The 21473-nt window shown below is 61.1% G+C and carries 23 protein-coding genes; 11 read left to right on the top strand and 12 right to left on the bottom strand.

Annotated elements, in window-relative coordinates:
- Nucleotides 1-154 precede the first annotated feature (154 nt).
- Nucleotides 155-445, bottom strand: coding sequence for a hypothetical protein (locus tag BGO64_RS17440; RefSeq protein ID WP_010672445.1), 291 nt, complete (start codon nucleotides 443-445; stop codon nucleotides 155-157).
- Between the two features lie 349 nt (nucleotides 446-794).
- Nucleotides 795-1421, bottom strand: a complete 627-nt coding sequence (lexA, locus tag BGO64_RS17445) for a transcriptional repressor LexA (protein ID WP_010672444.1) — start codon at nucleotides 1419-1421, stop codon at nucleotides 795-797.
- A 204-nt stretch (nucleotides 1422-1625) separates the two neighbouring features.
- Between lexA and plsB the strand changes: the two genes are divergently transcribed.
- On the top strand, nucleotides 1626-4049 hold the full coding sequence (gene plsB, locus BGO64_RS17450) for a glycerol-3-phosphate 1-O-acyltransferase PlsB (RefSeq protein ID WP_010672443.1): 2424 nt from the start codon (nucleotides 1626-1628) through the stop codon (nucleotides 4047-4049).
- 64 nt (nucleotides 4050-4113) lie between these two features.
- On the opposite strand, the gene ubiA is transcribed toward plsB, so the two are convergent.
- Together ubiA and BGO64_RS17460 are read right to left on the bottom strand one after the other, a co-directional pair.
- Complete coding sequence (ubiA, locus tag BGO64_RS17455; RefSeq protein ID WP_042864636.1) at nucleotides 4114-4977, bottom strand: 4-hydroxybenzoate octaprenyltransferase; 864 nt, start codon at nucleotides 4975-4977, stop codon at nucleotides 4114-4116.
- Nucleotides 4974-5525: a chorismate--pyruvate lyase family protein gene (locus tag BGO64_RS17460; RefSeq protein WP_201985752.1), complete on the bottom strand. Its 552-nt coding sequence runs from the start codon at nucleotides 5523-5525 to the stop codon at nucleotides 4974-4976. The genes ubiA and BGO64_RS17460 overlap by 4 nt, the downstream gene beginning before the upstream one ends.
- A gap of 145 nt (nucleotides 5526-5670) precedes the next feature.
- Between BGO64_RS17460 and BGO64_RS17465 the strand changes: the two genes are divergently transcribed.
- Both BGO64_RS17465 and BGO64_RS17470 read left to right on the top strand, forming a co-directional pair.
- Complete coding sequence (locus tag BGO64_RS17465) at nucleotides 5671-6102, top strand: flagellar basal body-associated FliL family protein (protein WP_010672440.1); 432 nt, start codon at nucleotides 5671-5673, stop codon at nucleotides 6100-6102.
- 56 nt (nucleotides 6103-6158) lie between these two features.
- Nucleotides 6159-6329 carry a hypothetical protein gene (locus BGO64_RS17470; protein WP_010672439.1) on the top strand — a complete coding sequence of 57 codons (171 nt, stop codon included), beginning with the start codon at nucleotides 6159-6161 and terminating at the stop codon, nucleotides 6327-6329.
- 57 nt (nucleotides 6330-6386) lie between these two features.
- Here BGO64_RS17470 and BGO64_RS17475 read toward each other — a convergent pair whose 3' ends face one another.
- The 3 genes from BGO64_RS17475 to BGO64_RS17485 form a co-directional block, all read right to left on the bottom strand.
- Nucleotides 6387-6731, bottom strand: coding sequence for a DUF2799 domain-containing protein (locus tag BGO64_RS17475; RefSeq protein ID WP_447503894.1), 345 nt, complete (start codon nucleotides 6729-6731; stop codon nucleotides 6387-6389).
- Nucleotides 6732-6894: 163 nt separating this feature from the next.
- A complete protein-coding gene (locus tag BGO64_RS17480) occupies nucleotides 6895-7017 on the bottom strand; it encodes a hypothetical protein (RefSeq protein ID WP_010672437.1) in 123 nt (40 codons plus the stop codon).
- A gap of 266 nt (nucleotides 7018-7283) precedes the next feature.
- Entirely contained in the window at nucleotides 7284-8306 is a 1023-nt protein-coding gene (locus BGO64_RS17485; RefSeq protein WP_041212112.1) for a LacI family DNA-binding transcriptional regulator, read from the bottom strand.
- A 252-nt stretch (nucleotides 8307-8558) separates the two neighbouring features.
- Here BGO64_RS17485 and BGO64_RS17490 point away from each other — a divergent pair, with 252 nt between their 5' ends.
- The 4 genes from BGO64_RS17490 (at nucleotide 8559) to BGO64_RS17505 (ending at nucleotide 11904) form a co-directional block, all read left to right on the top strand.
- Complete coding sequence (locus BGO64_RS17490) at nucleotides 8559-9002, top strand: PTS sugar transporter subunit IIA (RefSeq protein WP_104455056.1); 444 nt, start codon at nucleotides 8559-8561, stop codon at nucleotides 9000-9002.
- A gap of 32 nt (nucleotides 9003-9034) precedes the next feature.
- Entirely contained in the window at nucleotides 9035-9322 is a 288-nt protein-coding gene (locus BGO64_RS17495) for a PTS sugar transporter subunit IIB (protein WP_016349013.1), read from the top strand.
- A 60-nt stretch (nucleotides 9323-9382) separates the two neighbouring features.
- On the top strand, nucleotides 9383-10639 hold the full coding sequence (gene ulaA, locus BGO64_RS17500; RefSeq protein ID WP_011704190.1) for a PTS ascorbate transporter subunit IIC: 1257 nt from the start codon (nucleotides 9383-9385) through the stop codon (nucleotides 10637-10639).
- Nucleotides 10640-10854: 215 nt separating this feature from the next.
- On the top strand, nucleotides 10855-11904 hold the full coding sequence (locus BGO64_RS17505) for a glycosyltransferase family 9 protein (RefSeq protein WP_319863283.1): 1050 nt from the start codon (nucleotides 10855-10857) through the stop codon (nucleotides 11902-11904).
- A 21-nt stretch (nucleotides 11905-11925) separates the two neighbouring features.
- Here the strand turns inward: BGO64_RS17505 and BGO64_RS17510 are convergent, their stop codons facing one another.
- The 5 genes from BGO64_RS17510 to rfaD are packed head-to-tail and all read right to left on the bottom strand — an operon-like array spanning nucleotide 11926 to nucleotide 17447.
- Complete coding sequence (locus tag BGO64_RS17510; protein WP_286701093.1) at nucleotides 11926-12621, bottom strand: glycosyltransferase family 32 protein; 696 nt, start codon at nucleotides 12619-12621, stop codon at nucleotides 11926-11928.
- Nucleotides 12618-13349 (bottom strand): glycosyltransferase family 25 protein, encoded by a 732-nt coding sequence (locus BGO64_RS17515; protein WP_042864640.1) that lies wholly within the window; start codon nucleotides 13347-13349, stop codon nucleotides 12618-12620. The genes BGO64_RS17510 and BGO64_RS17515 overlap by 4 nt, the downstream gene beginning before the upstream one ends.
- The gene (locus BGO64_RS17520) at nucleotides 13330-14652 is read right to left on the bottom strand and encodes an O-antigen ligase family protein (protein WP_045522532.1); all 1323 of its coding nucleotides are present in this window, start codon (nucleotides 14650-14652) and stop codon (nucleotides 13330-13332) included. Before BGO64_RS17520 ends, BGO64_RS17515 begins: the two co-directional genes overlap by 20 nt.
- 22 nt (nucleotides 14653-14674) lie before the next feature.
- Entirely contained in the window at nucleotides 14675-16438 is a 1764-nt protein-coding gene (locus tag BGO64_RS17525) for a bifunctional glycosyltransferase family 4 protein/polysaccharide deacetylase (protein ID WP_286701094.1), read from the bottom strand.
- 49 nt (nucleotides 16439-16487) lie between these two features.
- Nucleotides 16488-17447, bottom strand: a complete 960-nt coding sequence (gene rfaD / locus BGO64_RS17530) for an ADP-glyceromanno-heptose 6-epimerase (RefSeq protein ID WP_039041134.1) — start codon at nucleotides 17445-17447, stop codon at nucleotides 16488-16490.
- A 154-nt stretch (nucleotides 17448-17601) separates the two neighbouring features.
- Here rfaD and BGO64_RS17535 point away from each other — a divergent pair, with 154 nt between their 5' ends.
- The 4 genes from BGO64_RS17535 (at nucleotide 17602) to BGO64_RS17550 (ending at nucleotide 21407) form a co-directional block, all read left to right on the top strand.
- A complete protein-coding gene (locus BGO64_RS17535; RefSeq protein ID WP_010672429.1) occupies nucleotides 17602-18246 on the top strand; it encodes a TetR/AcrR family transcriptional regulator in 645 nt (214 codons plus the stop codon).
- Between the two features lie 183 nt (nucleotides 18247-18429).
- Nucleotides 18430-19620: a glycine C-acetyltransferase gene (locus tag BGO64_RS17540; RefSeq protein ID WP_049636419.1), complete on the top strand. Its 1191-nt coding sequence runs from the start codon at nucleotides 18430-18432 to the stop codon at nucleotides 19618-19620.
- 89 nt (nucleotides 19621-19709) lie between these two features.
- Nucleotides 19710-20735, top strand: coding sequence for an L-threonine 3-dehydrogenase (gene tdh, locus BGO64_RS17545; protein ID WP_010672427.1), 1026 nt, complete (start codon nucleotides 19710-19712; stop codon nucleotides 20733-20735).
- Nucleotides 20736-20954: 219 nt separating this feature from the next.
- Nucleotides 20955-21407 carry a c-type cytochrome gene (locus BGO64_RS17550; RefSeq protein WP_039041132.1) on the top strand — a complete coding sequence of 151 codons (453 nt, stop codon included), beginning with the start codon at nucleotides 20955-20957 and terminating at the stop codon, nucleotides 21405-21407.
- Nucleotides 21408-21473: the final 66 nt, after the last annotated feature.

A 21473-nucleotide genomic window follows, 5' to 3' on the forward strand; every position in this document is an offset into this window, starting at 1 on the left:
GGCAAAACCGGTAGGGGTCATTGTAACCCGCCAGCCCCCGCCGATGGCTAGTCTTGCATCCCGGCGGGAAAGCGTCTGTGCCATGGATAAGCCGCATCGGCGCCAAAACAAGAGCCCCGCTCTGGCGGGGCTCTTGTCTGTACAGGAAGAGGGATCAGGGCCGCAGCCTGTGCTGCGGCTGGGCACGTCTCAGGGGGACGCGCAGCGGGATGACGGGGGCAGTCCAGGGCTCATCCGGCAATCCGATGTCGTGATGACGGCGAAACAGACGAACCAGGCGGACAATCTTGTCTTTGGGGCACCCAAGCCAGATGGTCCAGCCATCTCCCTTGTGATAGACCCAGAGCGCATAGAACCATGTCATCCGACTGCCCTTGATGAATCGGGTGATGGAAGATGCGGGCGCTGCGGCCGGCACCGGATCCCACGGCGAGCTTGAAGCCATACCTGTCCTCCTTGCTCAACAGGTCACGCTGACGGGTCTCTTTGTCCTCAACGACGAACCAACCACGGCAGCGTACTGACTGTACGAGTCCCCAGTCTGAGGCGACTCTCCCTTCTGCGCACCGACCCGGCGATCATGCATCCCTGCCATGGCGTACTGCCCGGTGCGACTCCCCCTTCCCTGATCACCGACCATGACAGGGGCCTTATCAAAGGATATATCCGAAATGCATGTCGTGCGGCGAGACTGTGTGCACCGGAAGGAGAGGCGAAAAGGTGGGGAGGGAGATGCCATCGGCGATGAAAATGAAGAGGCCTCCCGCAGGAGGCCTCTTCATCGCATCGGATGCTTACATCCAGTCGGCGTTGCGGATCACGCCAACCGCCAGGCCCTCTATGGTGAGGTGCTGACTGGCGAGATCCACCTCGATGGGGGAGAGCTCTTCGTTTTCCGGCAGCAGCCATACCTGGCTGCCCTTGCGCTGGAAGCGCTTGACGGTGACGTCCTCGTCCAGACGTGCCACCACGACCTGGCCGTTGCGTACCTCCTGGGTCTTGTGTACCGCCAGCAGGTCCCCGTCCATGATGCCGATGTTCTTCATGCTCATGCCCTGCACCCGCAGCAGGAAGTCTGCCCGCGGGTGGAACAGGGCGGGATCCACCTGGTAATGGCTCTCGATGTGTTCTTGGGCCAGGATGGGTTCCCCGGCCGCCACCTTGCCGATCAGTGGCAGGCCGTTTTCTTCAGGCTGCACGTCCTCTTCTTCGAGCAGCAGACGAATGCCGCGGGACGTGCCCGGCATGATCTCGATGACCCCTTTTTTGGCCAGGGCCTTCAGATGTTCTTCGGCCGCGTTGGCCGACTTGAAGCCAAGCTTCTGGGCAATCTCGGCGCGAGTCGGCGGCATGCCGGTCTCGTTCATGTTCGCCTTGATGAGCTCGAGTACTTCAGCCTGGCGAGGGGTAAGGGGTTTCATAGCATGGGCACCTGTCTTTTTATACAGCACACTGGCAGTATATACAGTGCTGGGGCCAAGGCAAGGCGCAACTGGCATTTGTCGCGACCCGACGCACATTTGTCCCTCCCCCCGCTCTGAAGTGCCGACTCATCGTACCTCTCGGCGACAAGCTGTCGGTGATTTGCTATGCTCACGCCGCATTTTTTTGGAGAGCAGACGCACATGTCCCTTGGACAGAAGATTTCCAGAGCCATCCTGCAATGGCCGGTCAGCGGCTTGGTCAATCACAAGAGCCTGCCGGAAAATCCCATCACCGAGCTCAAGCTGGATCCGGCCAGACCCATCGTCTATGCCCTGAAGACCAGCTCGATCACCGACCTGATGACCCTGCAACAGTGCTGCGAGGATCTCGGCCTGCCCGGCCCCTTCACGCCGCTGGAGCTGAACGGTCAACTGCTGCCACGCTACGTCTGTCTGGATCGTCCGCCTCCCCTGTTCGGCACGCGCAACAAGCCACTCCCCTTCCTGCAGGAGTTCCACCAGCTGCTGGACCTGCACAAGCAGGATCCGGCGCTGGACATCCAGGTAGTACCCGTCACCCTGTTCTGGGGCCGCGCCCCGGGCCGGGAAGGCGAGGAGGCCTCCGGCTGGAACATCATCAGCAGCCTGGCGCCCAACCGCCTGAAGAAGGCGCTGATCGTGATCCTGAAAGGGCGCGAGAACCTGGTGCGCTTCTCCCCGCCCCTCTCCCTGCGCTACATGGCGGACAAGCACGGCACCGACGAGGCCATCGCCCACAAGCTGGCGCGGGTGGCCCGCACCCACTTCAGCCGCCAGCAGCTGGCCGCCACCGGGCCCAAGCTGCCGAACCGCAACCTGCTGTTTAAGCAACTGCTGGATTCGAGCGTGATCCAGCAGGCCATCGAGGAGGAGGCCAGACGGGAAGGGATCAGCCTGGAGAAGGCGCAAAAGCGTGCCCACGGCTACATGGACGAGATCGCCTCCAATTTTTCCTATCGGTTGATCCGCCTCGGCGAAAGCTTCCTTGGCTGGCTGTGGAACAAGCTCTATCGCGGCCTCTCGGTCAACGGAGCAGAGCAGGTGCGTCAGCTGGCCCAGGAAGGGCACGAGATCGTCTACGTCCCCTGCCATCGCAGCCACATGGATTACCTGCTGCTCTCCTACGTCATCTACCACCAAGGCATGGTGCCACCCCACATCGCGGCGGGCATCAACCTCAACTTCTGGCCGGCAGGCCCCATCTTCCGCCACGGCGGCGCCTTCTTCATCCGCCGCACCTTCAAGGGCAATCCGCTCTACAGCACGGTATTCCGGGAGTACCTCAACCTGCTGTTCGCCAAGGGCTATTCGGTGGAATTCTTCACCGAGGGTGGGCGTTCGCGTACCGGTCGCCTGCTGCCCCCCAAGACCGGCATGCTGGCCATGACCCTGCAGGCCATGATGCGCGGGCTGGACAGGCCGGTGACCCTGGTCCCCGTCTACCTCGGCTACGAGCACGTGATGGAGGTGAATACCTACCACAACGAACTCAAGGGGAGCCGCAAGGAGAAGGAGAGCTTCCTGCAGGTGCTCGGCATCCTGCGCAAGCTGCGCAACTATGGCCGTGGCTTCGTCAATTTCGGCGAACCACTGACCCTCAACAGCTACCTCGGCGAACATGTGCCCACCTGGAAGGAGAGCATCGGCCGGGAGGAGCGCCCCGAGTGGATGGCCTCCACCGTCAACCAGCTGGCCGAGCTGCTGATGACCCGCATCAACGATGCCGCCGCCGTCAACGGCTTGACCCTGAGTGCCCTGGCCCTGCTGGCCGCCGAGCGCCACGCCCTGACCCGGGACGAACTCCAGGCCCAGCTCAACACCTATCTGGACCTGCTCAAGCAAGTGCCCTACAGCCCGCACAGCACCATGCCGGACGAGGACGCCAGGACCCTGCTGGAGCAGGCGATGGAGCTCAACAAGTTCGAGGTGAGCGAGGACAAGCTGGGCCAGATCATCAGCCTGGACCGCTATCAGGCGATCCTGCTCACCTACTACCGCAACAACATACTGCACCTGTTCGCCATGCCCTCCCTGGTGGCGGCCCTGATCGAGCGGTGCGAGGGGATCTCCCGCAGCGAGATCGTCGCCCGCTGTGTCGACATCTACCCCCTGCTCAAGACCGAACTCTTCCTGCGCTATGAAGAGGACGAGCTGCCGGAACTGATCGATGCCCTGCTGGCCGAGCTGTTACGCCAGCAACTGGTCGAGGCACGCGACGGCGGCTACTGGGTCAACCCCGGCAACCAGATGCGCCTGCTGCTCTTGGCCGAAAGCATTCAGGAGACCCTGCAACGCTACGCCATCGTGCTGACCCGCATGCTGGCCCAACCCCACATCGAGGCGGAGCAACTGGAAGCGGACGGCCTGATGATGGCGGAGCGCCTCGGCACCCTGCACGGCATCAACGCCCCCGAGTTCTTCGACCAGAAGCTGTTCAGCACCCTGATCCACACCCTGCGCAGCGAAGGCTATCTGGATCCGGGCTGCAAACCGGATCTCGGCCGCTTCCAGGCATTGGCCGACAACATAGTGCCGCTGCTTAGCAACAAGATCCGCCGCACCATCCAGGCGGGCAACCGGCTCTGAGACGTCGACACCCAACAAAAAGGCCGCATCATGCGGCCTTTTTTCATCCAGGAAGGGGGGCGGGTTAGAGGTAGTGAACCATCACCCCGAGCAGCACCAGCGCCCCCACGTAGTTGTTGTTGAGGAAGGCCTGGAAGCAGGCTTCCCGCTGCCGCTCCCGGATCAGTCGCTGCTGGTAGACGAACAGCGCCGCCGCCCCCAGCAGTCCCCAGTAATAACCTGACCCCAACCCCATCAGCTGCCCGATCCCCAGCAGGATCAGCAGGGTCGCCAGTTGCAGCGCGCCGATGATCCGCTTGTCGTGGCGGCCAAACAGGATGGCGCTCGATTTCAGCCCCAGCTTGAGGTCATCGTCCCGGTCCACCATGGCGTACTCGGTGTCATAGGCGATGGTCCACAGCAAATTGGCAAGAAACAACAGCCAGGCTTCCGGCGGCAGGGCATTGGCCTGAGCCGCGTAGGCCATGGGAATGGACCAGGAGAAGGCCATGCCGAGCACCAGTTGAGGGATGGGGATGAAGCGCTTCATGAAGGGGTAGCAGACTGCCAGCAGCAAGCCGGCAAAGGACAGGCTGATGGTGAGCGGGTTCAACGTCAGCACCAGGGCGAACGAGAGAAGCGCCAGCACGGCGAACAGCACCAGCACTTCCCGCTCGGCGACCCGCCCCATGGGCAGCGGTCGTCCAGCGGTGCGTTTCACATGACCGTCGAAGTTGCGATCCGCATAGTCATTGATGACACAGCCGGCGGAGCGCATCAGGAAGACGCCCACCACGAACACGGTCAGGATCCAGGGGTCAGGCAGGCCACCAGCCGCCAGACAGAGCGCCCACAGGGTCGGCCACAGCAGCAGCAGGGTACCGATGGGCTTGTCGATGCGGGCCAACTGCGCATAGGCCAGTCCCCGCTCCTTGGTTAACAGCTTCACTCCAGCTCCTTATCCGATGGCAACGAATGAGACGATAGCGAGGGCAGGAAAAGTTCATGGACCAGCAGTGGCCATTGCCCCAGAAACAGGCGGGAACGACGCCCCCAGACGGTGGCGGCCGGACACCAGGGATTGCTCGCTATCTCGAAACAGGCCAGTTGCAGGTGATCCCGCCGCGCCGGTGCATCACCGAAAATGCGCTCTCCCAGCGGCTGCTCTCCCAGATCCTGCAAACCGCCCCCCTGCAAGGCCGCTTCGGCAAACAGGGTCCAACCCAGGATGGCAGGCCCGCCATCACCGTGCAGGATCACCTCACGGCACATGCCCGCGGGGGCCGACACCGCCACCAGCGCCTGCTCGTCCACCGTCAGCGACACGGCGCGATTGCCGAGCAGTTGCACCGAGAGATGATGATTGTAACGACGCAGGCGCCGGGTCATGGAATCGGCCTCCAGCAACCAGGGACGCAGCGCCTCGGGCGGTTCGCACTCTGCAGGCGCCCGCCACGGGACGAGCTGGACGAGGGGAACAGTCAACTCGGACTTCACAGCTTCACCATCCGGAGATTTCCGTTGTCAGGTTAAAAACCGGTTTATTATCCGTAAATCAATGGCGAATTGTAAGAACATCCGTGCTTGACGGCCCCGATGGCAGCATCAAAAATGGGGCATCCGTCGCTGCCGAGCCATCCAGATGAAGATCTTCAGAATTCTGCTGCTGTCCCTGGGGTGTACCCTCTTGAATACACAGGCCTTCGCCAACGAGGAAGAGGCCACCGATCCCGCCTCCTCCGCCGTCCAGCCGGGATTCGCCTATCACGCTCTGGATCCGGACATCATCACCAACTACCTTGGCGACGGCAAAACCCTCGGCTATGTACGGGTGACGGTAGAGCTGATGGCCACGGACGCTGCCGACCTCAAGTTGCTGGAGCAGCACGACCCCCTGATCCGCGACGCCATCATCCGGCTGATTGGCAGCAAGACGGGCGCACAGATCAAGTCCCTGGTGAACCGGGAAGAGCTGCGCAAGGAGTGTGAGGCCAAGGTCAATGAGCTGCTGGTCAAGGAGACAGGCAAGAAGGCGGTCCGCGAGCTCATCTTCACCAAATACCTGTACCAGTAACCACACCGGGAGGGGTCCCGCCCCTCTCACCCGTTGCATTCACTGTCGAGGACGTCATGGGTCACAAGACGCTGTGTGAGTGGCGCCGTCACGAGATCCCCGCCGATCTCAAGACGCTGCGCAAGATTGTGCGCAAACCCAAATTCGTGTGTGGCAAGTGTGCCCGCAGCGCCAATGACAAGGATTACCTGTGCCAGCCGCTGCGGCTGAAGCATAAAGAAGGGTAGGTACCTCTTCTCACGAAGAGGTTCACGCAATATTTCAGAAGAGAGAGGAAGGCTGATTTATTGATCAGTCCAGCCATGGCGACCCTGTTCAAACAGGCGACGGGCCTGCACGTCGTTGGGACAGACGCCGCGATACTCCTCTCCCGACCGTCCTGCCAGATAGAGATGCTCGGGTCGGCAATACCAGGCCAGCCCCTTCTGGCGACCCAGCTCCCAAAGGGCAACGTCCACTTTTTCCCCACACTGGGTCTGGTGAAATGCCACCCGATCGCCAGCAAAACCGAGCTTGCCGTCCGCCTCTCCCACGTCGCTCCACGCCTTCTCGCAAGGGTCGTCGGAGTTGGAAACACAGCCCCCGAGCAGGGCGGCACAAAACATGATGACGAGTGAGCGCATATTCATCCTTGGCGTCGTTGGAATCGTTGTTGAGCCGCTGCCTGCCTCGTACAGCGTCATTTGAGCAGTTCATTCTAACCAGCCCGCCCCGTTCTCACCAAGGGCTGCCCCCCCTCGCCACACAAAAAATCGGGCGGGCACCAGGCCCGCCCTCAGGCGTTACAGGGAATCACTGATCGTCGAGAGGGTCATAGTCCTGCCAGCTCTCGTCATCCAGTTCCTCCAGCTCGTCTTCCCAGGATTCCGGCTCCCAGTCATCATCGAGATCGAAATCAGGCGTCTGCGTACCCATGCTCATTCTCCTTGGATAGTGCACCGGCCTACAAAGTCTATCCAGAATAATGGGGCTCGCCAGTGGTTCCGCTCAGAGCTTGACCAGGGTGCAGCCAGCCACCTGGAGTCATGGCTCCGGTGGCATCCACGCTCTGCTCCAACCCGGTGACAGACCGGGCGAACACGGTCGGCTGGCAGTTCCCGCGCAGGGCGACGGTGCACCGACCTGGTCTTCGGTCACAACGCCTTGAACATGCTTGCATCGCCCTGTCGTGGCATCGCTCGTCAGGTGCTCTGGCGCTTTTGCAATTGAAAATCCAGGGCGAGGCTCATGCCGGCCACCTCCTCGCCCGCCAGTTGGCGCAGGATCAGCTCCGCCGCCTCCCTGCCCATCTGGTGATAGGGGATCCTGACCGAAGTCAGCGCAGGATGACAGGCGCGCGCCACATCCAGATCGTCGAAACCGGCGATGGCGAGCTTGCCCGGCACGCTCAGATGGCGGCGCTGGCATTCGAACAGCACCCCGGCCGCCAGCTCGTCGTTGACGCAGATCAGCGCATCCAGTTCGGGCCAGCGCAGCAGAAACTCCCCCAGCATGGCCGCCCCAGTGCTAAAACTCGGCAGCTCAGAGGTATTGATGATGGCGTCCGGGGAGAGGTAGTTGTCCAGCAGCGCCTTCTGCCAGCCCTGCATGCGCTGCTGCAGCATCCACTGCTCCTGGCGGGCACAGAGAAAGCCGATGTTGCGATGACCGCGCTCGATGAGGTGGCGGGTCAGCTGATAACCGGCATCGAAGTTGGAGACCCCGACGTTCATGTCGATGGGATGGCGCGCCATGGCTCCCACCTCCACCACCGGCAAGCGGGCCGCCTGCAGGCGCTGCCGGATGACCTCCCCGGGATCCCCCCCAAACAACACCACGGCGGCCGGATTGTGCTGCAGGAAATTGCTGAGCAGGCTGGCCTCCTGCTGCTTCAGGTGCTGGGCATCCCCCAGCATGATCTGGTAGCCCTCGGCGAGCAGGGTCTGCTGCAGCCCGGCAATCATGTCACCGCAGGCGCGCTCCGCCAGGCTGGGGACGATGACTACTATGGTCTGGGAAGTGGCGGACGCCAGCGCCCCCGCCGCCCGATTGGGGATATAGCCGAGTTCATCCACCGCCGCCTCGATGCGCTCTCGCATCTTGTCTGACACCAGCTCGGGGGTGCGCAGGGCGCGCGACACCGTCATGGCTCCCACGCCAGCCAACTGGGCCACGTCGTTGAGGGTCACCCGACCCGTGCTGCGGCGTTTTTTCGCTTCTGACATCCTTTCCCTTCCTCGGCATACGGGCATTCACTTTAAGGCAAAAGCGGGGCACTGACTATTTGCTCAAACCGGATTTTACCTTCTTTGAGGCCGATAAGGGGCAGGATGAATCCCTTCTGTGAGAGAAATGATAGCGCTATCACAGATCAATGTTAGCGCTATCTGGTAGCGCTAACTTTCGGGATCAAGCTCACAGTTATCAAGAGGCAAGATCGCTAGATTGGCGCCATCCTATCCAGCCCGGACACTGCCATGCTGACCCAATTGCTGACCGAGGAGGTCATTTCCATCGAAGCGGGCGCCCGCGACTGGCGCCACGCCATCGAGCTGGCCACCGCCCCCCTGCTTGCCAACGGCACCATAGAGCCCTCCTATGTGGCGGCGCTCTATCGCTCCCACGAGGAGCTCGGCCCCTACTACGTGCTGGGCCCGGGCCTGGCCATGCCCCACGCCCGCCCGGAAGACGGCGTCAACCGGTTGGGACTGGCGCTGACCGTACTGAAAGAGGGGGTCAACTTCGGCTCCGAGGGCAACGACCCGGTGCGGCTGCTGGTCACCCTGGCCGCCAGCGACAGCAACTCCCACGTGGAGACCATCGCCCAGCTGGCCGAACTGTTCATGAATGAAGAAGACGTGGCGGCCATCATGACGGCCACCAGCAAAGACGACATCTTGCGCATCCTGGCGCGTTATTGAGTGGCGCCCTGCGCCCGACAGAGGAAGAGAACATGAAGATTCTGGTTGTATGCGGACACGGCCTGGGCACCAGCCTGATGATGGAGATGAGCATCAAGAGCATTCTCAAGGAGCTGGCCGTGACGGCCGAGGTGGATCACCGGGATCTCGCCTCCGCCGGCAGCGAGAGCGCCGAGATCTTTGTCGCCACCCGCGACATCGCCGAACAGCTGGTCAGCATGGGGGTCGACGGCCGGCTGGTATCCCTGGACAACATGGTCGACAAGGCCGCCATGAAAGAAAAACTCGCCATCGCCCTGCGCGAGCTGGGCGCACTCTAACCCCTTTGCGACTGTCTGGGCGGCTGGTGAGCCGCCGCTTCCATCTGCTTGGAGCTGACCATGGAATTTTTCAATTTTCTGATGTTTGACGTGCTGTCGGAGCCGGCCGTGCTGGTTGGCCTCATCGCCCTCATCGGCCTGATCGCCCAGAAGAAACCGGTGACCGAGTGCATCAAGGGCACGGTCAAGACCATCATGGGCTTCGTCATCCTGGGGGCCGGCGCCACCCTGGTGGTGAACTCGCTGGGCGACTTCGCCACCATCTTCCAGCACGCCTTCGGCATCAAGGGGGTGGTGCCCAACAACGAGGCCATCGTCTCCATCGCCCAGCAGTCGTTCGGCAAGGAGATGGCGATGATCATGTTCTTCGCCATGCTGGTGAACATCCTGATCGCCCGGCTCACCCCGTGGAAATTCATCTTCCTGACCGGTCACCACACCCTGTTCATGTCGATGATGGTGGCAGCCATCCTTTCCGCCGGCGGCATGAGCGGCATCCCGCTCATCGCGGTGGGCAGCCTGGTGGTCGGCGTGACCATGGTGCTGTTCCCGGCCCTCGCCCACCCCTACATGAAGCAGATCACCGGCTCGGACGATGTGGCACTCGGCCACTTCTCCACCTGCTCCTACGTGCTGGCCGGCTGGATCGGCGCCAAGTTCGGCAACAAGGCCCACAGCAGCGAAGAGGTGCAGGTGCCCAAAAGCCTGCTGTTCCTGCGCGATACCCCGGTGGCCATCTCCTTCACCATGGGCATCATCTTCCTCATCACCTCCGCCTTCGCCGGGCCCGAGTTCGTCGCCAGCGTCGCCAAGGGCAAGCACTGGTTCATGTTCTCCCTGATGCAGTCCATCACCTTCGCCGCCGGGGTCTACGTGATCCTGCAGGGGGTGCGGATGGTCATCGCCGAAATCGTGCCGGCCTTCAAGGGGATCTCCGACAAGCTGGTGCCCAACGCCAAGCCGGCGCTGGACTGCCCCATCGTCTTCCCCTACGCCCCCAATGCGGTGCTGATCGGCTTCCTGTCGAGCTTCGCCGCCGGTCTGGTGGGCATGGTGCTGCTCTACCTGCTGGGGCTCACCGTCATCATTCCAGGCGTCGTGCCGCACTTCTTCGTTGGTGCGGCGGCCGGGGTGTTCGGCAATGCCACCGGCGGTCGTCGCGGCGCTCTCCTCGGTGCCTTCGCCAACGGCCTGCTGATCACCTTCCTGCCGGTATTCCTGCTGCCGGTGCTGGGGGATCTGGGCTTTGCCAACACCACCTTCAGCGATGCCGACTTCGGCGTGGTGGGGATCCTGCTCGGCCTCATCGTACGCTGATCACTCTTGCCCATCGGGGGCATGGCCGACGGTGCCATGCCCCCGCTCATCTTCCCGCACTGCCAGCCGGGCCCCACCAGCCCGAACAACGTCGAAATTATGTGCAAACACAGTGCGTTGGATCGGATTTTCACCCCATAGCGGCAGCATCTGACAGGGGAGTGCGATATGCTGATGCGCTGACGTTCAACCCGACCTCGCTCGAGGCCCTTTCCATGAAATACCTGGTAGTACAAACCAAACAGATAGGAGATGTGCTGATCTCCACCGCACTGTGCAACAACCTCAAGCAGCACGACCCTGCCGGGGAAGTTCACTATCTGGTCATGGATTACTGCGCGGGCATGGCAGAGGGAAACCCCAACATCGATCGATTGATCGTCATCGAGAAGGCGCGCCGCAACGAGTGGCGCTACATGAAGGATTTGCTGCTGGGCATTCGCCGCGAGCGCTACGATGTGGTGATCAACAGCCAGGGCCAGATGATAGGTCTGCTCACCTGCCTCATCTCCGGCGCCCGCCTGCGGATCGGCTTCGACTCCTTCCCATGGCGCCTGGGCCACAACCGCATCGTGCGCTTTCGCCATGACACCGAGCATCAGGGCAACAGCACCCTGGTGGACGACCGGTTTTCACTGCTCAAGCCCCTCGGCCTCGCCAGGGAGGATCGCAACTACTATCTCTGGCTCAGCGACGAGGAGAAACAACGGGGGCGCGAGACCCTGCTGGCCGCTGGCGTCGACCCGACCCGGCCACTCATCGCCATGGGAGTGAACTCCCTCGGGCATTACAAGCGCTGGCCCATCGACTGCTTCGCCAAGGTCGCCCAGTGGCTCATCGAGGAGCACAATGCCCAGATCCTGGTCTATTGCGGACCGGGGGAAGAGGAGTACAACCGGGGGCTGAAGCCGCTGCTGCCAGAGGCGTTGCAGGCCAGCGTGTTTGACCATGTTCAGACCCGTTCGGTACGGGAGCTGGTGGGGCTCTTCGCCCATTGCCAGCTCTTCGTCGGCAATGATACCGGACCGCGGCACATGGCGCAGGCGCTGGATATCCCCCTGCTCACCATCGTCTCTCCCCTCGGACACTCCGCCATTGCCAATCCCGTCTCTCATCCCCGTTATCGCTTCGTCGACACGGGTCGTCAGGATCCGCAGCAGGAAGTGCGCGAGGTACAAATGCAGCTGGATCAGCTCTGGAGTCAAGTCACACCAGTCACCGGCAAGCAGGCAGATGGAGACATGGCTCCCCTGCCCACTGTCTAGCACGGTGATGCCATATCGCCGTCATTTGCGCAGGCGGAAGAACTCCTTCTGCCATTCATAGAGAGACCCTGACCAGCCTTTGGCCTTGGCACGCAAGAACACAAGACCGGATGAGCGTTTCCAGCTGTGCTGGAACCAGTGGGTCATGTAGCGCTCTGCCGCCGGCTCGAAATGAATCGCCTCCCCCTGGTAGTTGTAGAAATAGTGCACGGGGGCGATCAGGGCGGTATCCCCTGATGATGCCAGCTTCTCCGAGACCAGGTGTGTCATTATCTCCGGCCCCATGTACATGGGAGAGGACATGATCTCCTGTTCATAGAAGCGCACCAGTTCGGACAGCATGGCCGAATCTTGTCTGGCGTAGATGACCGCGGTGCCGATCAGCCGATCGGATTCGTAGCCAACGCCAAAGGCCACGGACTCGAAGAGCGGGAAGGGATCCTGGTTGATGGTGACATCGGTATCCAGATACAGACCCCCTTCCTGAGCGAGGATCTTGAGCCGCAGGTAATCGGTCACGAAGGCCAGCAGGCCTCGCCGGTAGCACTCCCGGGCAAAGGTGCACTCCTGTATCCAGCGTTTGACCTGCGGATCCGTGTCCAGCCAGAGCTTGTAGTCGTAACCCTGCTTGCGCCAGTCATCGATGCACACGTGCGCCAGAGGAGGCAAGCGGCTGCCGAGCCAGATGGCGTGAATGGTTCTGTTGGTCGCACTCATGCCTTGCCCCCCGCCTGTTTCATGTTCCACAGGGCCATCCTGACGAAGCGGTAGAAGCGATAGAGTTCACGGGTCAACTTGAATCCCAGCGGAACTTTCTTCAGCACGACCTGATTCTGGATGTCGCTGCCCATGTCCCGCGGACTGTAGATGGCATAGGGAATCAGGCCGGTACAGATGAGCCCGGTGCGATAGGACTCACCGATGAAGTTGTCGACCGAACAGAGCCACCGCTGGCTGTGGGCCAGCAACCGGCGGGCCCCTTGGGGAGAGATGCTGTATCCCGTGGTCCAGCACGAGTTGTTGTGCCAGAACATGAGCTGCATGTTGTCCACTGTAGTCAGGGCCGTGGCGGTACCGATCTGGGGTTCCACCTTCACGTACTCGTACTGTTCGTGGATCTTCGGCAGGGTACCCACCACCTCTTCAAAATACTGGGTGGGCAGGAAATCGTCTTCCAGGATGAGGATGGGCTCGTCGAGCTCGACACACTTCTCCCACAGCAGATAGTGGCTGGCATAGCACCCCTTTTCCCCGGGCGTCAGCGGTCTGCTGCGAAACCGGATCCTGTGCTGATCATCCGGCAGGGCCTGCAGCCGCTCGGGCAGCCCCTCAAAACCGTTCACTGCGCTGAAAAATTCGAAGGGGATGCCTCTGGCAGAGAGCACAGACTCGACACGACTGCGCCGCTCGACGGCCCTGTCCAGACTAATGACGTAAATTTTCATGACCTTCCTTTCCAAGCCTGTTCAGTTCCCAATGCAATGCGGTCGAGTAGATGGCGCCCATGAAGACGCTGAATACCCACTGCCCGGAACGCATGTAGAAGAATGATTCGAAGTTGTTGATGATGAGCCAATAGAGGATGAAGGAGATGGCCAGCATCTTGATGAAACGGGACGAAACCGGACAGCACAGCACCTGGCGGAGCACCGAGAAAAGTGTGCCATACAACACCAGGAAACCGGCTACCCCCCAGCACACCAGTGTTTCCATGTTGGAGTTGTGCAGGTGACGAAACTCCCGGGTAATGTAGTCAGGCAGCGTCTTGGAGAGGGTGATCACCAACGACTGGCTGCCATAGCCTGTCCCGAAGAAGGGGTGAGCCAGGAACCACTGGATGGCCTCCAGCCAGGTCTTCAATCGCACCCCGATGCTGAAGTCCCGTACCTCGTTCCAGTTACCCGTCAGGATGGCATGCACATCCCCCTGATGCACGAAGCCGGCCAGCAACCGCTCCCGGATGAACGAAACCTGATACAGCGCCAGCATGGTCATCAGCAAGATGGCGTAGGTCAACACCACCTTGCGCCTTGGCCAGTGCTCTCCTCCCCCCAGCAAGGGGAGGATGGCCAGCGAAGCCGAGATCGCCAGCCAGGACTGACGGGACTGCAGAATGACGGAGAAGACCCCGAACAACAGGATACCGAGCAGGATCCCGGCATTGCCCAGCGACAGCTTCCTGAATTTCGATGTAAGCAACAAGAGCACAAAAAACAGGAAGCAGGCACCCGCGATCAGGGAGCCGTGCTGGGCATTGCGGTAATTGAAATCTACCCTGGCCCCATCAAGACCTGTCTCCACGATGGAGAAGAAGGAGGAGTGATAGGCAAAGGTGAAAATGACACCGAGGCAGAAGGTCAGCAGGGTGATGACAATCCGGCGCGGGTCCCCCTTCAGCCAGTAGGCGAGACCAAGGAAGAAGAAGAGGTATGCCATCGACTTCACAGAAGGGTATTTGAGGGCATAGTCGGGCACGAACTGTCTGGATGCGACCCAGCTCAGGCTCTGTACCACCAGGGCCAGACAGAGCAGTTGAAAGATCCTGTTCCTTGTAAAGAAGGCCCTCTCCACATAGAAGGCCATCAGGGTGGCCAACACTATGATGGTCTGGCAGACGTCGGCGATCAGCTGAATCGAATCCTTGAACAGGGTGTAACCCAGAATATTCAGGAAGATGAAGTTGCCGAACGCCTGGCCGTGAAAGATGCGGAGAAAATCGTCACTCGTCGATGAGTCATGATCTGTCATACGGAGCAAGGTGTATTCCCTGTCAGGTTTTTCGGAAGACATAGTTGCCACGGATCTTGCGCCACAGACCGAACATGTCTGTGCGGGGGAAGATGGCGATCCGGCGGATCTGGAACGGATCCCGGTGCATGGCTCTGGGGCCGCTGTTGGTGGCCACAGCATAGCGATAACCGGCGGCAACGGCCTGGGATTTTGCACTGTCGTTCAGATCCCCGTAAGGATAGGCAAACGAGATCAGGGGATGGCCGAGCAGCTGCTCCAGCCAGGCCTTGTTGGCCTGGATCTGGTGGGCCTGCTCCTCTGGGGGGAGCGTACTCAGGCGGGGGTGAGTCAGGGTATGGCCCCCGATCTCCACATGACCGGAGGCCACCAGCGCCTTGATCTCCTCCGGGGTCATCAGGGTCACCGGGGTATCGGGGTGGGTCGGGTGCTCCACATCCCAGCGATTGTGATCCTCACCGGTCACCACATAAACCACCGCCTTGTAGCCATACTTTTCCAGCAGCGGCAGCATGCGGGTGAGGTTGTCCCGATAGCCGTCGTCCACGGTGATCATCAGGTACTTCTTGCCGTATTGCAGCCGGTGGATGAACCCGTTCTCCGCCAGGTCGGCAAATGTCAGCGTCTCGTAGCCCAGCCACTTCATCAGCTTGAGGTGCTTCTCGAACATGGCGACCGGGAGCCAGGTGCCATGCACCCCCTTCTCGCTCTCGTGCTCGATGAAGCGGTGATACATGATGACCGGCATCTCCCGGCGCAGGGTCTCGACCACGGCATCCTGATAGACGGATTCCAGCCCGGTCACGATGCCTTGCAAATCATACTCTTGCAGGATCCGTTGGCGCACTGGGTCTGGCACCACCTTGGAGGCCAGCGCCGAAGGGATCTGCGCCTTCAGACCGGCAAAATCGATGGCCAGATCCCTGGGGCCGATGTCGCCGAAGTTGCTGGCGAGCGCCTCGTCCAGATTCTGCTCCGTCACCAGACCGATGGCCCTGGCTTCGCCGATGGCAAACGCCGGACGACCGCACAGCAGCGCCTCCATCGCCACCCGACCGGCACCGATCACCAGATCGCAGCCCGCCATCAGGGCGGGCACATCGTCCACATAACCGACGAAGTCGACCTTGTCCTGAAAACGGGCAAAACGCGCCGGCACCTGGGTACCGCTGACGACGCGCACCCGGCAGGCTTCCAGATCCAGTACCTCGTCCAGCAACCGGTAGCAGAGCTCCCCCTTGGGACCGCTCAGCCGACCAATGATGGCGATCACCGGTTTGTCGTTGTCCGGTATCGGCACGGGCTGGAACTTGTCGGTCTCGATGCCGTTGCGCAGCACCTGCACCATGGCCGGGTCCACCCCCAGGTTGTCGATGATCTGGCTGGCGATATCCTCGCACACCGCCACCGCCCGATAGCCCAGCGCATGGAATGCCTTGCGGGAGGCGTGTACCGGCTGGCGCCCGTGCACCGTGGTGATCATGGGGGTGCCGGTCAGCTTGCAGGCGACGTAGCTGCTCCAGCCCGAGGCGCGCGAATGGGCGTGTACAAGCTGGATCCTGTGCTTGCGGATCAGATAGATGAGATAGAAGACGTGCCAGAAGCGGCGCAGGATGCTGCGCTTGTTGAAGCGCAACCGAAAGACCGGCCCCAGAGTCGGTTTGGTCAGGGTGTCAGAGACGTAGAAAACCTGGTGGCCACGGCGGGTCAGCTCGTTGCCGACCGTGGTGGCATAGACCTCCGCGCCCGTCACTTCGAGCTGGGAGAGAGCCATCAATATGTTCATGCAAGCGCATCCGATCGACGGGTGGCCAGAGCCACCCGTCAGAGGGGGATCAAGCCCGGTTCAACCAGGCCATGTAATCGGCCACGCCTTCGGCCACAGTCTTGAACTCGCCGTCATAGCCGACGCCGCGCAACTTGGTGAGATCCGCCTGGGTGAAGCTCTGGTAGCGACCCTTGAGGTGATCCGGGAAGGGAATGTATTCGATGGCGCCTTTCTGGTGATGCCTGATCACGGCTTCCGCCACGTTCTGGAACGGCTCAGCCCGGCCGGTACCGCAGTTGAAGATGCCGGAGTGCTGCGGATTCTGCCAGAACCAGAGGTTCACCTTGCAGACGTCGTCCACGTAGATGAAGTCGCGCATCTGGCCGCCATCCGGGAAGCCGTCACAGCCCTCGAACAGCTTGGGATTGTCCCCCTGCTTCACCTGGGTATTGAGGTGGAAGGCCACGGACGCCATGGAGCCCTTGTGCTGCTCGCGGGGACCATAGACGTTGAAGTACTTGAGACCCACCACCTGGGAGTTGATCTCCGGCATCCAGCGACGCACGTACTGATCGAACAACTGCTTGGAGTAGCCGTAGACGTTGAGGGGCTGCTCGAACCTGGGATCTTCGATGAAGTTGTCGTTGCGCCCGCCATAGGTCGCGGCGGAAGAGGCGTAGATGAAGGGGATTTCCCGTTCGATGCAGTAGTGGAACAGATCCTTGGAGTACTCGTAGTTGACCTCCATGATGAACTTGCCGTTCCACTCGGTGGTCGCGGAGCAGGCGCCTTCGTGGAAGATCACCTCGATGCCGTCATCCCACTCCTCGAATTCGTCACCGGAGACGATCCGCGCCTGGAACTCGTCCTTGTCCATGTAGTCGGCGATGGTGAGGTCGACCAGGTTGACGAACTTGGTGCCGTCGGTCAGGTCATCGATGACCACGATATCGGTCCGTCCTTGAGCGTTCAGCTGCTTGACCAGATTGCTGCCGATAAAGCCAGCACCGCCAGTTACTACGATCATGGAGTTTGCCTCGCGTACGTTGTGGCCCCGTGTGACTGCCTGTTAAAGCTGTGTATAGTGGGCCAATTTGAAATTGCCGAAAAGTTTATCACGGGCCGCAAGGGGATTCGACCTCGATGACTTTTCCCCTTCGGGCCCGGCAGAGGGACCAGCGATGAAGACCAGAGACAGGATCATCCACAGCGCCACCGAGCTGTTCAACGATCAGGGCGAGCGCAACATTACCACCAACCACATTGCCGCACACCTTGGCATCAGCCCGGGCAACCTTTACTACCACTTCAGAAACAAAGAAGACATCATCCACTCCATCTTCGATCAGTACGCCCGCCACCTGAGCGACAGCTTCACTCCGATCCGCAGCAGCGAGATCCGGCTGGAGGATCTGATGGGCTACCTGGATGCCATCTTCTATTTGATGTGGCAGTTCCGCTTCTTCTACGCGAACCTGCCGGACATCCTGAGTCGCGACGAGCTGCTGCAGCAGAAATACCTCAAGGCACAGGAGCAGCTCCGTGCCACCGTGGAGACGCTGCTCAGAAGCCTGCGCGAAGGCGGCATCATCGCCGTCAGCGATGAAGACCTGCCGGATCTCGGCCAGACCATCAAGATGGTCGTCACCTGCTGGATCCCGTTCCAGATCGCCCAGGCCCCGGCCACCCGCATCACCAAACCCCTGCTCTACCAGGGGGTCTTGCGGGTGCTGTTTTTGCTGCGCCCCTACGTGCAGCCACAGGTGGCCCCCCAGATACATCAACTGGAGCAACATTATCACCAACTGGCCCAACCAGCCGGGTGAGATCTGTTTCACAATTGTTGATTATCAGCATAAAAATTTGAATTTATACGCAGGGATTACAGTAAAATGTTGCCCATTCTAGGGTCTGTCGGCGTTTCGTCGCGACCGTGACGACGCCGAACCGTGCGGGTTGCACGGCCCGGGATCCTGATAACACAGTCGATACAGCAATGAGGACCGAGGATGTCTAACGGATTCTATCGTCACCTGACCGAACAGCTCGAACAGGTCAAGGCGGAAGGGCTATACAAGCAGGAGCGCATCATCACCTCGGCCCAGCAGGCCCAGATTGCGGTGGGCGGCGAGCAGGTACTGAACTTCTGTGCCAACAACTACCTGGGGTTGGCCAACCACCCCGACCTGATTGCCGCCGCCCATCAGGGGCTCGAGAGCCACGGCTTCGGCATGGCCTCCGTGCGCTTCATCTGCGGTACCCAGGACCAGCACAAGGCGCTGGAGCAGAAGCTGTCCGCCTTCCTCGGCACCGAAGACAGCATCCTCTACTCCTCCTGCTTCGACGCCAACGGCGGTCTGTTCGAGACCCTTTTCGGTGCCGAAGACGCCATCATCTCCGACGCCCTCAACCATGCCTCCATCATCGATGGGGTGCGGTTGTGCAAGGCCAGGCGCTATCGCTACGCCAACAACGACATGGCCGAACTGGAAGCCCAGCTCAAGCAGGCCGATGCCGACGGCGCCCGCTTCAAGCTGATCGCCACCGACGGCGTCTTCTCCATGGATGGCGTCATCGCCGACCTCAAATCCATCTGCGATCTGGCCGACAAGTACGATGCGCTGGTGATGGTGGATGACTCCCACGCCGTCGGCTTCATCGGTGAGAACGGCCGCGGCACCCACGAATACTGCGAGGTGATGGAACGGGTCGACATCATCACCGGTACCCTGGGCAAGGCGCTGGGTGGCGCGTCCGGTGGCTACACATCCGGCAAGAAAGAGGTGATCGACTGGTTGCGTCAGCGCTCCCGTCCCTACCTCTTCTCCAACTCCCTGGCACCCTCCATCGTCTCGGCCACCATCAAGGTGATCGACATGCTGGCCGAGGGTCACGACCTGCGTGCCCGCCTCAAGGAGAACAGTGCCTACTTCCGCGAGCGCATGAGCGCCGCCGGCTTTACCCTGGCCGGTGCCGATCACGCCATCATTCCGGTCATGCTGGGGGATGCCAAACTGGCCGCCGAGATGGCGAGCCGCATGCTGGACGCCGGTATCTACGTGGTGGGCTTCTCCTTCCCCGTGGTACCCAAGGGTCAGGCGCGCATCCGGACCCAGATGTCCGCCGCCCATACCCGGGAGCAACTGGACAAGGCGATCGATGCCTTCATTCGCATCGGTCGCGAGCTCGGTGTGATTTGATCACATGGCTGGCTGATTAAAACGGGGGCCAAGGTTGGGCCCCATTTTATTACCCTCTGTACCCGGCATGGCGCCGTGAGGAATCTGTCATGAAAGCACTCTCCAAACTCAAATCCGAAGTCGGCATCTGGATGACCGATGTCCCGGCTCCCGAGCTCGGCCACAACGATCTGCTCATCAAGATCCGCAAGACCGCCATCTGCGGCACCGACATGCACATCTACAACTGGGACGAGTGGGCCCAGAAGACCATTCCCGTCCCCATGGTGGTGGGGCACGAGTATGTGGGAGAGGTGGTCGCCGTCGGCCAGGAAGTGCGCGGCTTCGCCATCGGCGATCGCGTCTCCGGCGAAGGCCACATCACCTGCGGCCACTGCCGCAACTGCCGTGCCGGTCGCACCCACCTGTGCCGCAACACCATTGGTGTGGGTGTGAACCGCCCGGGTTCCTTCGCCGAATACCTGGTGATCCCGGCCTTCAACGCCTTCAAGCTGCCGGACAACATCCCCGATGAGCTGGCCGCCATCTTCGATCCGTTCGGCAACGCCGTGCACACCGCCCTCTCCTTCGATCTGGTGGGTGAAGACGTGCTCATCACCGGCGCAGGCCCCATCGGCATCATGGCCGCTGCCGTCTGCCGTCACGTTGGCGCCCGTCACGTGGTGATCACCGACGTCAACGAATACCGGCTGGAACTGGCCCGCAAGATGGGCGCCACCCGTGCCGTCAACGTGGCCAAGGAGAAGCTCTCCGATGTCATGGAAGATCTCGGCATGACCGAAGGGTTCGATGTGGGGCTGGAGATGTCCGGGGTGCCCAGCGCCTTCCAGGACATGATCGACAAGATGAACCACGGCGGCAAAATCGCCATGCTCGGCATTCCGCCCTCCACCATGGCCATCGACTGGGGCAAGGTGATCTTCAAGGGACTCTTCATCAAGGGGATCTACGGCCGCGAAATGTTCGAAACCTGGTACAAGATGGCAAGCCTCATCCAGTCTGGCCTGGATCTCAGCCCCATCATCACCCACCATTTCCATATCGATGACTTCCAGCAGGGCTTCGAAGCCATGGGCTCGGGCAAGTCCGGCAAGGTGATCCTGAACTGGGATTGACGACGCGCGAGGGGCGCCTTGGCAATCAGCGCGCCCTCTTTTGTTCAGCCTCACTACACCCGGCGTATGCCGGGTTTTTTTATGTGGCATCACCCCTTCCCGCTCTGCCACTTTGTTTGCAGATTGCTTAACACTTCACACACAAGCGTTTAAATGGCTGTAACTATTCGGTTATAATCCCGTCGTTTTCTGGGGATAATAAGAGCCTGCTGGGAGTACATGAGCGTGTTGAAAAAACTGAGCTATTTGCTGGCTGCCGGGATGGCGGCTGCCACTCTGTCCGGCGCCGTCCTTGCCGCCGATGACATGTCGACAGAGGCCATCGCCGAGCGTATTGCCCCGGTTGGCCAGGTTTATACCGCCAAGGATCTGGAAGGTATTGCGACCGCCGCGGCCGCGCCTGCGGCAGCCTCCTCAGGCCCCCGTGACGGCGAGACCGTGTTCAAGGGTGCCTGCTTCGCCTGCCACGATACCGGTGCCGCCGGCGCCCCCAAGCGAGGTGACAAGGCCGCCTGGGAGCCACGCATCGCCCAGGGCTTCGACACCTTGCGCAAACACGCCATCGAAGGCTTCACCGGCAAGGCTGGCATGATGCCACCGCGGGGGACCTGCGCCACCTGCAGTGACGAAGAGATCGAGAACGCCATTCACTACATGATCGACAAGCTCTAAGTAATTGAAAGGGCTCCTCTTGCAGCCCTTTCAATCCCATCACTTCCGACTACGCTTGAAGGTAAG

It is taken from the genome of Aeromonas sp. 62-46 (genome assembly GCF_001898585.1).
Classification (GTDB): Bacteria; Pseudomonadota; Gammaproteobacteria; order Enterobacterales; family Aeromonadaceae; genus Aeromonas; species Aeromonas caviae.

Bases quoted from the DNA above. Each gene is read 5' to 3' on its own strand.
- BGO64_RS17440 (WP_010672445.1), bottom strand. From the start codon at position 445: ATGGCTTCAAGCTCGCCGTGGGATCCGGTGCCGGCCGCAGCGCCCGCA.
- lexA (WP_010672444.1), bottom strand. From the start codon at position 1,421: ATGAAACCCCTTACCCCTCGCCAGGCTGAAGTACTCGAGCTCATCAAG.
- plsB (WP_010672443.1), top strand. From the start codon at position 1,626: ATGTCCCTTGGACAGAAGATTTCCAGAGCCATCCTGCAATGGCCGGTC.
- BGO64_RS17465 (WP_010672440.1), top strand. From the start codon at position 5,671: ATGAAGATCTTCAGAATTCTGCTGCTGTCCCTGGGGTGTACCCTCTTG.
- BGO64_RS17470 (WP_010672439.1), top strand. From the start codon at position 6,159: ATGGGTCACAAGACGCTGTGTGAGTGGCGCCGTCACGAGATCCCCGCC.
- BGO64_RS17475 (WP_447503894.1), bottom strand. From the start codon at position 6,731: ATGAATATGCGCTCACTCGTCATCATGTTTTGTGCCGCCCTGCTCGGG.
- BGO64_RS17480 (WP_010672437.1), bottom strand. From the start codon at position 7,017: ATGGGTACGCAGACGCCTGATTTCGATCTCGATGATGACTGGGAGCCG.
- BGO64_RS17485 (WP_041212112.1), bottom strand. From the start codon at position 8,306: ATGTCAGAAGCGAAAAAACGCCGCAGCACGGGTCGGGTGACCCTCAAC.
- BGO64_RS17490 (WP_104455056.1), top strand. From the start codon at position 8,559: ATGCTGACCCAATTGCTGACCGAGGAGGTCATTTCCATCGAAGCGGGC.
- BGO64_RS17495 (WP_016349013.1), top strand. From the start codon at position 9,035: ATGAAGATTCTGGTTGTATGCGGACACGGCCTGGGCACCAGCCTGATG.
- ulaA (WP_011704190.1), top strand. From the start codon at position 9,383: ATGGAATTTTTCAATTTTCTGATGTTTGACGTGCTGTCGGAGCCGGCC.
- BGO64_RS17505 (WP_319863283.1), top strand. From the start codon at position 10,855: ATGAAATACCTGGTAGTACAAACCAAACAGATAGGAGATGTGCTGATC.
- BGO64_RS17510 (WP_286701093.1), bottom strand. From the start codon at position 12,621: ATGAGTGCGACCAACAGAACCATTCACGCCATCTGGCTCGGCAGCCGC.
- BGO64_RS17515 (WP_042864640.1), bottom strand. From the start codon at position 13,349: ATGAAAATTTACGTCATTAGTCTGGACAGGGCCGTCGAGCGGCGCAGT.
- BGO64_RS17520 (WP_045522532.1), bottom strand. From the start codon at position 14,652: ATGACAGATCATGACTCATCGACGAGTGACGATTTTCTCCGCATCTTT.
- BGO64_RS17525 (WP_286701094.1), bottom strand. From the start codon at position 16,438: ATGAACATATTGATGGCTCTCTCCCAGCTCGAAGTGACGGGCGCGGAG.
- rfaD (WP_039041134.1), bottom strand. From the start codon at position 17,447: ATGATCGTAGTAACTGGCGGTGCTGGCTTTATCGGCAGCAATCTGGTC.
- BGO64_RS17535 (WP_010672429.1), top strand. From the start codon at position 17,602: ATGAAGACCAGAGACAGGATCATCCACAGCGCCACCGAGCTGTTCAAC.
- BGO64_RS17540 (WP_049636419.1), top strand. From the start codon at position 18,430: ATGTCTAACGGATTCTATCGTCACCTGACCGAACAGCTCGAACAGGTC.
- tdh (WP_010672427.1), top strand. From the start codon at position 19,710: ATGAAAGCACTCTCCAAACTCAAATCCGAAGTCGGCATCTGGATGACC.
- BGO64_RS17550 (WP_039041132.1), top strand. From the start codon at position 20,955: ATGAGCGTGTTGAAAAAACTGAGCTATTTGCTGGCTGCCGGGATGGCG.